Source organism: Micromonospora sp. DT44, assembly GCF_049841635.1.
In the GTDB taxonomy this organism is placed as follows: Bacteria; Actinomycetota; Actinomycetes; order Mycobacteriales; family Micromonosporaceae; genus Micromonospora.
The window spans coordinates 1-12024 of record NZ_JBNCKS010000070.1 but is presented as its reverse complement, the minus strand read 5'-3'; the positions used below and the strand labels follow the sequence as shown (position 1 = coordinate 12024).

12 protein-coding genes are annotated in these 12024 nt (G+C 72.2%); 5 read left to right on the top strand and 7 right to left on the bottom strand.

Translation table 11 applies throughout. The annotated features are described in order from the left end of the window. The first annotated feature begins 10 nt into the window (after positions 1-10). The gene (locus ACLQ25_RS28800) at positions 11-652 is read left to right on the top strand and encodes a DsbA family oxidoreductase (protein WP_425733900.1); all 642 of its coding nucleotides are present in this window, start codon (positions 11-13) and stop codon (positions 650-652) included. 36 nt (positions 653-688) lie between these two features. On the opposite strand, the gene ACLQ25_RS28795 is transcribed toward ACLQ25_RS28800, so the two are convergent. The 5 genes from ACLQ25_RS28795 to ACLQ25_RS28775 all read right to left on the bottom strand — a co-directional run bounded on the left by ACLQ25_RS28795 (position 689) and on the right by ACLQ25_RS28775 (position 4010). After that, positions 689-1237 carry a YbaK/EbsC family protein gene (locus ACLQ25_RS28795; RefSeq protein ID WP_425733899.1) on the bottom strand — a complete coding sequence of 183 codons (549 nt, stop codon included), beginning with the start codon at positions 1235-1237 and terminating at the stop codon, positions 689-691. A gap of 83 nt (positions 1238-1320) precedes the next feature. Next, positions 1321-1515 carry a hypothetical protein gene (locus tag ACLQ25_RS28790; protein ID WP_355048552.1) on the bottom strand — a complete coding sequence of 65 codons (195 nt, stop codon included), beginning with the start codon at positions 1513-1515 and terminating at the stop codon, positions 1321-1323. 81 nt (positions 1516-1596) lie between these two features. After that, entirely contained in the window at positions 1597-2250 is a 654-nt protein-coding gene (locus ACLQ25_RS28785; RefSeq protein WP_425733898.1) for a GAP family protein, read from the bottom strand. A gap of 51 nt (positions 2251-2301) precedes the next feature. Beyond that, positions 2302-3690 (bottom strand): MFS transporter, encoded by a 1389-nt coding sequence (locus tag ACLQ25_RS28780; RefSeq protein WP_425733897.1) that lies wholly within the window; start codon positions 3688-3690, stop codon positions 2302-2304. A 59-nt stretch (positions 3691-3749) separates the two neighbouring features. Beyond that, positions 3750-4010 (bottom strand): hypothetical protein, encoded by a 261-nt coding sequence (locus ACLQ25_RS28775; RefSeq protein WP_425733896.1) that lies wholly within the window; start codon positions 4008-4010, stop codon positions 3750-3752. 219 nt (positions 4011-4229) lie between these two features. Here ACLQ25_RS28775 and ACLQ25_RS28770 point away from each other — a divergent pair, with 219 nt between their 5' ends. Then, entirely contained in the window at positions 4230-8672 is a 4443-nt protein-coding gene (locus ACLQ25_RS28770) for an HAD-IC family P-type ATPase (RefSeq protein ID WP_425733895.1), read from the top strand. Between the two features lie 48 nt (positions 8673-8720). Then, the gene (locus ACLQ25_RS28765) at positions 8721-9545 is read left to right on the top strand and encodes an MBL fold metallo-hydrolase (protein WP_425733894.1); all 825 of its coding nucleotides are present in this window, start codon (positions 8721-8723) and stop codon (positions 9543-9545) included. 246 nt (positions 9546-9791) lie between these two features. Here the strand turns inward: ACLQ25_RS28765 and ACLQ25_RS28760 are convergent, their stop codons facing one another. Further along, the gene (locus tag ACLQ25_RS28760) at positions 9792-9974 is read right to left on the bottom strand and encodes a zinc finger domain-containing protein (RefSeq protein ID WP_425733912.1); all 183 of its coding nucleotides are present in this window, start codon (positions 9972-9974) and stop codon (positions 9792-9794) included. A gap of 249 nt (positions 9975-10223) precedes the next feature. Between ACLQ25_RS28760 and ACLQ25_RS28755 the strand changes: the two genes are divergently transcribed. After that, positions 10224-10952, top strand: coding sequence for an LPXTG cell wall anchor domain-containing protein (locus ACLQ25_RS28755; RefSeq protein WP_425733893.1), 729 nt, complete (start codon positions 10224-10226; stop codon positions 10950-10952). A gap of 172 nt (positions 10953-11124) precedes the next feature. Here the strand turns inward: ACLQ25_RS28755 and ACLQ25_RS28750 are convergent, their stop codons facing one another. Further along, on the bottom strand, positions 11125-11274 hold the full coding sequence (locus ACLQ25_RS28750; RefSeq protein ID WP_425733892.1) for a hypothetical protein: 150 nt from the start codon (positions 11272-11274) through the stop codon (positions 11125-11127). 147 nt (positions 11275-11421) lie between these two features. Between ACLQ25_RS28750 and ACLQ25_RS28745 the strand changes: the two genes are divergently transcribed. Next, positions 11422-11925, top strand: coding sequence for a MarR family winged helix-turn-helix transcriptional regulator (locus ACLQ25_RS28745; RefSeq protein ID WP_425733891.1), 504 nt, complete (start codon positions 11422-11424; stop codon positions 11923-11925). The last annotated feature ends 99 nt before the right edge of the window (positions 11926-12024 follow it).

The following is a 12024-nucleotide window of genomic DNA, read 5'->3' as shown; positions in this document are numbered from 1 at the left end:
GCCACCGATCATGGAGATCGAGATCTACGCGGACGTCGTCTGCCCGTGGTGCTACCTGGGCAAGCGTCGCCTGGACGAGGCACTTGCCCGCTACGACGGTGAGGTGACCGTCCGCTACCGGCCGTTCCAGCTCGACCCGTCGCCGGTGCCCGAACCACTCCCGGTGGTCGACGCGCTGGCTGACAACTTCGGCGGCCCCGAGCGAGCGCGGCAGATGGTCGAGCGGGTGGTCCAGGTCGCGGCGGGCGACGGACTCCGGCTGGACTACGACCACGCGGTGGCCGCGAACACCTTCGACGCGCACCGGCTGGTCGGCTACGCCACCGAGCGCGACCGGGCGGCCGAGATGGTGGACGCCCTGTACCAGGCGCACTTCACGAAGGGTCTCGACATCGGCTCCCGGGAGGTGTTGGCGACGATCGCCGGCTCGATCGGCCTGGACGCCGCCGACGCCCGCCGGTTCCTCGACTCCGACGAGCGGACCGCTGAAGTCGCCGCCGACCTGGCCGCCGCCCGTGACCTGGGCATCACCAGCGTGCCGACGTTCGTGCTGGCGGGGAAGTACGCGGTCAGCGGTGCCCAGGAGACGTCCACGCTGCTCGCCGCGCTGGCCGAGGTCGAGCAGCGGGAGGCCGCTGCCGGCCGGGCGTGATGTTTCACGTGCAACGGTATCGATGCTGATGCCTGGTCAGGCCGGCCTGGCCAGGCCTTCCACCACCTGCGCTCCGGGCAGTGCGCCCAGCGCCGGCCCGGGCAACGCGATCTTGCTGTGCCGTACGCCGGACCCGATGATCACGTGGGGAGTGGCGATCACCCGCGCGTCCACCAGGATCGGCCACTGCGCCGGCAGCCCGATCGGGGTGATCCCGCCGTACTCCATGCCGGTCAACTCGACCGCGTCGGCCATCGGGGCGAAGCTCGCCTTGCGGACGTCCAGTGTCCTGCGGGCCACCCCGTTCACGTCGGCCCGGGTGGTCGCCAGCACGATGCAGGCCGCGTAGCGGACCACACCCTCGCGCTTGCCGGCCACCACGACGCAGTTGGCCGACACGTCCAACCCCACCTCGTACGCGGCACAGAACTCCGCCGTGTCGGCGAGGTCGGCGTCGATCGGCGCGACCAGCACGTCGTCGACGTCGACCGGCGCTTCGGCGGGCCACTGGGCGATGGCCTCCGCGACCGGCGGGGCGAGCAGATCGAGGCGGGCACGGGCCGGTTCGGCCTTCAACGTTCCCATCACGGATGCGATCCTCGCACCCGTGCCGCCGGATCGCCCGTCGACACCGGCGTCGTCCCGCGACGCCACCTCCACGTCGCGGCTCAACTGCCCGCGAGGAACGCGTTGTCGCGCATGAACGAGCGGTCGCGGTCGGCCGCCAGTTCCTCTTCGCGTCGGGCCCGAGCCCGCTGAAGCTCCAGGTCCTCCAGCGCGTGCCGGACGCCCAGCCGGATCACGCCGTAGAGGAACACGAAACCGAAGACGTAGAGGATCACCGTGGTGACGACAACGAACATGGCGTCACCGTAAGACGAACATGAACCGGCGCATCTCTCATCTCCGCGCGGTTCCCCCGTACGTGTCCGGGCACCGGGACCTCACCCCGACTTGAGCAGGTCCAACACCGTGAGCAGCGCGAAGAACGCGATCACGATCTCGTTGACGATCCAGGCGTGCCCCTCGGCCCACCTCCGCATCCGGGCGAGCACCCGCGCGGCCTTCGACCCGAGCAGCACCAACGCCAGTAGCGGCACGGCGAGCAGCAGCACGGTGAGCAGCACGAACGGCACCAGGTGCCACCACGGAAGGTCGTGCCGGGCCACGGTGGCGCCCACCGTCGCCATGGTGAGGTCGTCGGTGGGCGTCACCACGAAGAGCAGCGCGCCCGTACGCGCCGCCCAGCGCGGATCGGCGTGACTGACGCTGCCCAGCCATCGTGGCGGCCCGGAGCGGTCGCGGCGTACCCAGATCACCACGGCCATGACCACCAGCAGCGCGAGGACCACCAGGTCGATGGCCGGACCACTGTCGACCTTGCGGGCGGCCGTGCTGGCGTCGTTCGCCAGCCCGCCCAGCACCCGGGTCAGCAACCAGGTCACCGTCACGCCGGCGACCACCACCAGTCCGGCGCCGGCGAGGAAGCCGGACGACGCGGCCCGGGGCCGGTCGGACGAGGCAAGGAAGATCGCCACGACCAGTTGGGTCCCGGCGACCATCACCACGGCCAGCGGCAGGATGGTCAGGAAGCTCATCGCTGCCATCCTGACGCCAGCCCGGGACCGATGCGCCGAATCGTCGGTGGATCACCCGCCCGGCCGGGTGCTCCCCGGCGCCACCACCCGGCCGGCCAGTAACGCGCCGAGCAACGCCAGACCGGCCGCCACCACAAGCGTCACCAGATAGCTCGACGGGCCGGGCGCGCTCCCCGCAGCCAGGACGGCGCCGGTGAGCGCCAGCACGGTCGCCGCGAAGAGGGAGTCGCCCAGTTGCAGCGACGAGCTGTTGCGGCCCTGCTCACCGGGTGCGGACAGCTCCAACGTGAGCACCGACAACGACGGGTAGAGCAGCCCCATGCCGAGCCCGGCGACCGCCCAGCCCAGCACGGCGACAGCCACCGGCACCTCGGGCCGGACGGCCAGCGCCACCGTCGCCGTACCCGCCGTAATGGCGCACAGGCCGACGCGCGGCAGGCTGGCCCGGGAGGCCGGCACCGGAATTCGGCCCTGTATCCAGGAGCCCACCGACCAGGCCAGCGCTCCCACGGTGAGGACCAGACCGGCGGCGGTCGGCGACAGTCCCCGCTCCCAGGACAGCATCAACGGGATGACCGCCTCGGCGCCGACGAACGCCGCCGACGCCAGACCCCGCAGACCGACGACGGTCGGCAGCCCCCGGCCCGCCCGGAGGAACCCGGGTGGCAGCAGGCGGGGAGCGCAGATCACCAGACCGGCCAGGGCGAGCGCGATCACCGTCAGGGCCGCCACGCCACGCTGCTGCCCCCCGATGTGCAACAGTGCGGCGCTCGCGCCCGCCCCGCAGGCCCAACCGATACGGGCGACCGCGCCGCTCGGCGGCCGGGTCCGCACGGTCGCGTCGAGCGACCGCAGGCCCGGCTGGATCAGCAGCACCGCCGGGACGGCCACCGCCGGCACCACGAGAAAGACCCACCGCCAGCCCAGGTACTCGACGATCAGCCCGGCCAGCGCCGGCCCGACCAGCGAGGGTACGACCCACGCCGCCGCGAACGCGGCGAAGATCCGCCGGTGCAGTTCCTCCGGGTACGCCTGCCCGACGATGACGTAGAGCGCCACCGAGAGCAGCCCGGAGCCGAAGCCCTGCACCACCCGGCCGACCACCAGTACCGTCATCGCCTGCGCCGTACCGGCGATCAGCAGTCCCACCACGAACCAGGCGACGCCGTGCCACATCGGTCCTCGGGGTCCCCGCGCGTCGCACCAGATGCCGGAGACGACCATGGCGAGCACACCGGCGGCGAACGGGCCGCCGAACGCGATGCCGTACAACGCCAGGCCGTCCAGACTGCGCGCCACGGTCGGCATGGCCGTGCCCACCGCCAGCGCCTCGAAGGCGAGCAGCGACACCAGCGCCACGCTGCCGATCGTCATCGCCCGCAGCGGAGACGTGAACAGCCCGACGGGCGCTGGGGCGAGGGTGGCGGTTCGGCTCGACATGCACCGAGCCTGCGACCTCAACCCGGATTCATGTCAACCGGGGCGTGACCCGGCTCTCGTCAGGCTTCCTGGATCGCCTCCCCGACGCCGCGTACCAGTCCCGAGAAATGCTGATCCGCCAGGAGATGCCCGGCGGTGATCACCAGGGCGAGCGGCCACTCGATCACCTGCAACGCGGCCAGGACCCCGAGCCCGGCGTAGTAGGCGACCTTGTCCGGTGGCGGTACGGCCACCTCGCCCAGCATGGGCAGCTCGACCCGCCGGCTGTACATCTGGACGTTCTCGCGTGAACCGTTGAGGTGTCGCGTCAGCGTGCTCATTCCGGCCTCCCCGTGTCCGGTGCTGGTCGTCGGATTCCACCGGCCACCCCGTCCATGCGCAGCCCGCCGCGCAAAGTTCCGGCCCTCCGGGGGGCATAACGGACGCCAGGTCGGGAAGCCAGGCCGCCGGACGCGAGGGCGGCGGGAGGACGAGATGACCGACGGCACAACAATCGGCAACGGGGAGTCGGGTCGGCGTCCGTCCGGCCGTACGCCTCGATGACGGCGGCGGGTCGCGCCGCCGGCCGCCTCCTGCCGTCCATCGGCGTACCGCACCTGGTCGGTGAGGCGTCCCGGACCGTCGGGTCGGCCGCGACCCGGTTGGCCCGGACCGCAGGCCTCAGCCGACGCCGGGTCTGGTCGCGCCCGGGCCGCCACCACATCGAGGTACACGGTGTCTGCCAGGACGGCGGCGACCGGCTGGCCCGGCAGGTCGAGGCCGCGCTGGAACGGGTGCCCGGAGTCGCCTGGGCCCGGGTGAACGCACCCTCGGGTCGGGTCGTGGTGGCCGTGCAGGCCCCCGAGCCGAGGCTGCGCGACCTCATCGCCGCCATCAGCCGGGTCGAGCGGACCTGTGACCACGAACCGGACCCGGAGATCCCACCCCCGCACCCGCCGGAAGAGGGGCCGCGTACGCCGCGCACCCTCGGCGCGCTCGCCTCGGACGCGCTGGGTCTGACCATCTCGGCGGCCACCCGCATCCTGCCGTTCACCCCGTTGCCCGGTGAGGTCGCCGGCCTGCTGGCCGCCGCCGACCTGCAACCGAAGCTGCACGCGTTCGTCGGCCGACGACTGCGCTCCGACCCCCGCGCCGACGTCATCTTCCCGCTGGCCGAAGCGGTCGTGCAGGGCCTGACCGGCAGGTGGACGGGGATAGTCCTCGACGGCGCGCAACGGATGGTGCAGTGGGGCGAGGCGCGGGCCCAGCTCGCCGCCTGGGAGGAGGCCGAGCCACGGCTGACCGGTGACCCGGAACGTGCCACGGCCCGGTGGCCGGCGGTCGAGCGCCCCTGCCCGAAGCCGGACGGCCCGGTCGAGCGCTACATCAACCGGGTGCTCGCGGCGGGCGCGGCGGCGGCAGCGGCGGCGACGCCGCTCGCCGGACCCAAGAGGGCCGCCGCGCTGGGACTATCCGCGCTACCGAAGGCCCCGGGCAGCGGACGGGAGGGGTACGCGGCGCAGCTCGGCCGGGTCCTCGCCCGGCGCGGCGTGATCGCGATGGACCGCAGTGTGCTGCGGCAGTTGGACCGGATCGACACGCTGGTGCTGGACGCCTCGATACTCGGGTCGGAGCGGGGCGTACTCGCCGATCTGGCCCCGGCGGCCGACGCGGACATCGACGAGGTGGCGGAGCGGGCGTTCGAGCTGTTCGACCCCACCGACCCGACCACCTCACGGGAGTCCGACGGTTGGCGGCTCGCACCCCTGGACCGGCTGCCCGAGGACGCCCGCGGCGACGTGCCGGACGGCGAGCGGCTGCGTACGGCGGGCGGCCAGTTGCTCGGGCTGACCAACGGTGGACGGCTGGCCGCGCTGCTGCGGGTCGAACCGGAGCCCGCGCCCGGAGTCGACGGTCTACCCGCCGCCGCGCGTCACGCCGGACTGAGGCTGGTCGTGGCCGGGGGCGACGAGCAGCGGTACGACTTCGCCGACACGCTGCTGCCCGGTGGAGACCGGTTGGCCGACTCCGTACGTGCGCTCCAGCGCGACGGCGCGGTGGTCATGCTGGTCTCCGGCGACCGGGCGGCGCTCGGCGCGTCCGACTGCGGGCTCGGCATGTCGGCCGCCGAGGAGTTGCCCCCGTGGGGAGCGCACCTGCTGGTCGGCGCCGACCTTCGGGTGGTGGCACTGTTGATCGAGGCGACCGGGGCAGCCCGGCGGATGACCCAGCAGAACATCCGGCTCGCCATGGCGGGCACCGGCCTGGGTGCGCTGGGCGCGTTCACCGCGCCGCCGACCCAACTGCCACATCGGGCCCTCGTGGCGGTCAACGGCGCGGCCGCACTGGCGTTCGCGAACGGGGTCTGGCGGGCCGGGCGGCTGCCCGACCGGTCGGACGCACCGGCGCCGGTGGCGACGGCCTGGCACCTGATGCCGGTACGGACCGTGCTGGACCGCCTGGACACCACACCCGACGGGTTGACCGGCGCGGAGGCGCACCGCCGGCATGACGACAACGCCACGGGCGGCGGCACGCCCAGCGGTGGTGGGCTGCTGCGGGCGTTCCTGGACGAGCTGTCCAACCCACTCACACCCGTACTGGCGGCCGGGGCGGTGCTGTCCGCGTCGTTCGGCTCGCTCGTCGACGCCGCGCTGGTCGGCAGCGTCGTCGGCGGGTCGGCACTGATCGGGGCCGTGCACGAGCGCAACACGGAACGTTCGCTGGCGGAGCTGCTGTCGCGTTCGGCGGTGACCGCCCGGGTCCGCCGGGACGGAGCTGACCAGGTCGTCGCGGCCGAGGACCTGGTGCTCGGCGACGTCATCTCCCTCGAACCGGGTGACTCGGTGCCGGCCGACTGCCGGGTGCTCGAATCGGTGGGCTTGGAGGCGGACGAGTCGTCGCTGACCGGCGAGTCGCTGCCGGTCGCCAAGAGCAACCGGGCGGTCGTCGCCGCGGCCATCGCCGACCGCCACTCGATGCTGTACGAGGGCACCACCGTCGCCGCCGGCCACGGCACCGCCGTCGTGGTGGCGACCGGGGCCGACACCGAGTCCGGCCGCAGTCTGGCGCTGGTCCGCCAGGCGCCCCCGACCAGCGGGGTCGAGGCTCGACTCGGCTCGTTGACCAGCGCCGCCATCCCGTTGGCCGCCGGTTCGGCGATCGCCGTCGCCGGGGCGGGACTGCTCCGGGGCGTACCCCTGGCCGAAACGGCGGCGACCGCCGCGAACCTGGCCGTGGCGTCGGTGCCGGAAGGGCTGCCGTTCCTGGTCAGTGCCGCGCAACTGGCGGCGGCCCGGCGCCTCGCCGAGCACGGCGCGTTGGTCCGCAATCCGCGCACCATCGAGGCGTTGGGCCGGGTGGATGTGCTCTGCTTCGACAAGACCGGCACCCTCACCGAGGGCAAGTTGCTCCTCGCGGGGGTCGGCGACGGTGTCGGCGACCGGTACGCGTCGGTGGACCGGCTCGACGACCGCCTGCGGTCGACCCTCGCCACCGCGCTGCGGGCCACCCCGGCGGCGGCCGATCCGGAAGAGTTGGCGTTGCAGACCGACCGGGCCGTCCGGCGGGGCGCCGCCACGGCTCAGGTTGTCGAGCAGACCGGGGCGACCGGCTGGCGCGCGGTCGGCGGGCTGCCGTTCGAGCCGTCCCGCGGCTACCACGCCACCGTCGGCGAGACCGACGGGCACCTGCTGTTGAGCGTCAAGGGCGCCCCCGAGACGGTGCTGCCACGCTGCGCGAACCGCCGTACCGACGGCCGACGGGAGCCGCTGGACGACGCCGGCCGCGCCGAACTTCAGCGCGTGTTGGCCGACCGGGCGGGCGCCGGGCACCGGATCCTCGCCGTCGCCGAGTGCCAGGTGGACGCCGCGCAGATCACCGACTCCGAGGTCCGGGGGCTGACCTTCGTGGGGTTCCTGGCGCTCGCGGACGGGGTCCGGGAGAGCGCCGCCCCGGCAGTACGCCGCATCCGGCAGGCGGGCGTACACACCATCATGATCACCGGTGACCACCCGGCCACCGCCGAGGCCATCGCGGCCACCATCAGCGAGCACGACGAGCAGCGGGTGGTCACGGCCACCGAACTCGACCAACTGGACGACGAGGCGCTCGCCGAACGGCTCGCCATCACCGACGTGGTGGCCCGCTGCACCCCGACGCACAAGGTGCGGATCATCCAGGCGTTGCAGAAGTGCGGACGGACCGTCGCGATGACCGGCGACGGCGCCAACGACGCCCCGGCGATCCGGCTGGCCGACGTCGGCATCGCCCTCGGCCAACGTGGCACACCGGCGGCCCGGGCGGCCGCCGACCTGGTGGTCACCGACGACCGCTTGGAGACCATCATCGCCACCCTGGTCGAAGGGCGTGCCATGTGGTCGTCGGTCCGGCACGCGCTGAGCATCCTCGTCGGCGGCAACCTCGGCGAGATCGCGTTCAGCGTGCTCAGCGCCGCGGCGACCGGCCGCTCGGCCCTCACCGGCCGGCAACTGCTGCTGGTCAACCTGCTCACCGACCTGGCCCCGGCGCTGGCCATCGCGGTCCGGCCACCCGCCTCGGACCGCACCGACGAACTGCTCCGGGAGGGCCCGGACGCGTCCCTCGGTGAGACCCTCAGCAGGGAGATCGGCCTGCGCGCGGCGTCCACCACGCTGGGCGCGACGGTCGGCTGGACGCTGGCCCGGTACACCGGGCGGCAGCGCCGGGCCAGCACCGTCGCTCTCGTCTCGCTGGTCGGCACCCAACTCGGCCAGACCATCCTGGCCGGAGGCACCAGCCCGGCGGTGCTGGCGTCCACGGCGGCGTCGCTGGGAGTGCTCGTCGTGGTGGTGCAGACGCCGGGTGTGAGTCAGTTCTTCGGCTGCACGCCGCTCGGTCCGGTCGGTTGGACCATCGGGGCCGGATCGGCGCTCGGCGCCACCCTCGCCAACGGCGCGCTCACCAGGCTGGTCGCGCATCTCCCGTCGGCCCGACCCGATCTCGCCCAAGGCGCCGACGACTGACCGCTTGGACGCCACCGTCGGGGGTACGGGGAGTCCGAGGAGGTGGGCATGATGGTCGACGATCCGCAGGTGACGTTCATCGGCACCGCTACGACGGTGCTACGCATCGGCGGGTTCACCCTGCTCACCGACCCGAACTTCCTGCACCGCGGCCAACGGGCGTACCTCGGCAAGGGTCTGTGGTCGCGCCGCCGCACGGACCCGGCGCTGCGGATCGCCCAGCTTCCACCCCTGGCCGCCGTGGTCCTGTCCCACCTGCACGGCGACCACTTCGACCGGGTGGCCCGCCGGGAACTCGACCGCGAGCTGCCCATCGTCACCACGCCCGCCGCCGAACGCAAGCTGCGTCGCTGGGGCTTCGGGGCCGCCGACGGGCTGCCGACCTGGTCGTCACGGGAGCTGCGCCGCGACGGTACGACAGTGCGCCTGACCTCGATGCCCGGCCAGCACGGCCCGGGCGTCCTGGACCGGCTGCTGCCCGACGTGATGGGCACGATGATCGACGTGGAACGCGCCGGGCGGCGCGAGTTCCGCCTGTACGTCACCGGCGACACGCTCAACCGGCCGCTGCTCGCCCCCATCACGGAGCGATACCCGGACATCGACGCGATGCTGATCCACCTCGGTGGCACGAAGGTCGCCGGAATCCTGCTCACCATGGACGCCCGGCAGGGCGCGGACCTGGTCGAGCTGATGCGTCCAAAGCTGACCGTGCCGATCCACTACGACGACTACCCGGTCTTCCGCTCACCACTGGCGCACTTCGTCGACGAGGCCCGCCGCCGGGGCTGGGTCGAGCAGGTACGCACCATCGCGCGCGGCGAGACGGCAGCGCTGACCGGTGGCTCGGGCATGATTGATCTCGCTGATTAGCCTGACGGCATGCCGTCGTTCCTGGCCAACGGAACTCGTCCGAAAGTCTGGCCATCCCTGCCGCTGGCGCTGCTGCTGCCCTGCGGACTGCTGATGCTGCTGGGTGTCACCGACGACCGTGAGCCGCCCCCACCCGTCGGCGTGCTGACGCCGGCGACGGTGAACGCGGTGGAACCGGCCCGGACCGTCGACGGCCCCTACGTGCTGCTGCGGGTAGACGCCGTAGACGGGCCCACCGCAACGGCATTATCGGAGCGGCCCGGGGGGCGGCACCTCCCCCCGCATCGCCTTCTCGGCCAACTCGACGCGTTCCGGATGAAGTCTGTCGTCACCGAGGGGGTGACCGGGCGAATTGATGCAGCGCTGGCCCGACGCGGCGCTGCATACTGGACACGCGAGAAAGAATCCGCAGGATGGCACGAGTTCCATGCCCTGGGCCAGCGCGGATCTGCCAATCTTGACTACCGCTTCCAGCAGGTCGTCGTCCTGGTGCCGGGTAGCGGCAGCGGCCACCTCCCGCATCCCCTCCCAGAATTTCTCAGCCGAGTTCGGTTCGTTCACGTCAATGCGCACGAGCGCGGATCCCCGCCTCCGGTCCCGGTAAACGCGGGGCCGTGCGCTACGCCCGTCGGCGGTAGTATCCCCAGGCTTTGATCTACAACGGGGAGGACGATCCACATGCGAGGCAAGATCCCAGCCGGCATCGCGATAGCGCTGGCCTTCATGGTTCCGGCGGCACCGGCGATGGCACAGAGCGCGTCGCCCGGGCTCGACCAGAACTGCCAGACGATCGAGCGCAAGACGTTCAAGGACATCCGGGAGCTGTTCACCTTCGACCTGGACACCGCCAATGTCGGCCAACTTCGGCTGCTGACCAACCGGATCCTGTCTGCCGCCGACGACGAGGCCCTGCCCACCCTGCCCGACGTCATTCAGGAGCGGCTGGGCGGCACCACGGATGACCTGCGCGCCTGGCTCAAGAACGACGCGCAGAAAGTCTGGACGATCGATCTGCGGATCAAGGTTGGCCAGACGATGACCGGCGCCGGCCCCAACGTGAAGGAGGCCGCGCAGAAGACGCTCGACTCCGAGGGCGTCGATCCTTACCTGGCCTACCTGAACGAGGGCCTGTACGCCGCCCGTGCGCTCGACTGCGCGTCGCAGCCCACCCCGACGCCGACGACGTCTCCGACGACGCAGCCCACCCCCACGGCGAGCGCGACGTCGACCGTCGCGCCGACTGCGGCCACCTCCACCAGCCCGGTCGCTGCCGGCGGTGATGGTGGCGGACTGCCCGTGACCGGTGCCGACACCGCGACCGTGGCCGGCATCGGCGGCGCGCTCCTGCTCGTCGGTGGCGCGAGCTTCGTGATCGCACGCCGTCGCCGCGCCCGCTTCGTCGCGTAGCTCGATCCGGAGGCGCCCGGCCCGACACATCGTCGGGCCGGGCGCTTCTTTTCGCAGGTCAGGAACCCGTTGCGGCCACCGGAGTCGCTGTCCAGTCCCGTCGTCCTCGTCAGCGGCCAATCAGGCGATCATCCACTGTGGGATCGGCCCTCGCCGACGGCAGACGCACGGCTCAGTTGAGCTGATCCGGGTGCGGACCGGTACGCAGTCGAGGTTCTGGCGGAATGCCGTGCTGGCGGTGGAAGGCACGCAGGTCGTCCTGCTGCAGGCCGGGGTGCAGCTCGATCTGGTTGACCGCAGGGGTGAGCGCGCTGCTGTCCAAGAGCCGCTCGAGGTGGGCGGGCTGGAAGTTTGAGAAGGTTGAGCGACGGATGCCGAACTTGCTTGCAAGGGCCTGATGTAGGCGCTAGCTGGCATCCCCGGAGGATGCTTACCCTTGAGCTCCCGTTCCAGAGGAAGAACCCGGAACATGACCGCCACGGATCCCGCGCTAACCGCCCTCGCCAGCGGATGGGCAGCCCTCTCCCTCCTGTACGCCAGGATCGAGGCACACCTCGAGCGCGCTCTGCAGTCCGCGCACGACCTCAGCGTGCGGGAGTACTCGTTGCTCGACGTGCTCAGCCGCCAGCACGACCGCGAAGGCGGCCATCTGCAGATGAAGCAGGTCGCCGACGCCGTGGTGCTGAGCCAGAGCGCCACCACCCGCCTGGTCGCCCGCCTGGAGGACCGTGGCCTGCTCTCCCGGTACCTGTGCCCGACCGACCGCCGCGGCATCTACACCGACGTCACCGACGCCGGCCTGAAGCTCCTGCGAGAGGCCCGGCCGACCAACGACACCGCCCTGCGGAAAGCGCTGGACGACGCCGCCGAGAACCCCGAGTTGGCACCACTGGTAACGGCAGTCGAGGCGATGGACCTCACACGTCGACCCACGACCACTCACGGGAAGGCGTCGAAGGGTCCGACTGCCTGAGGCGGCGTGGCGGTGGGCGGTGCTAGGTGACTGGTGTTAAACGATGGCTGCCACTGGCGTGGCGGCCATCGCTTTCTGTCTATTTTAGGTAGTTTGTTG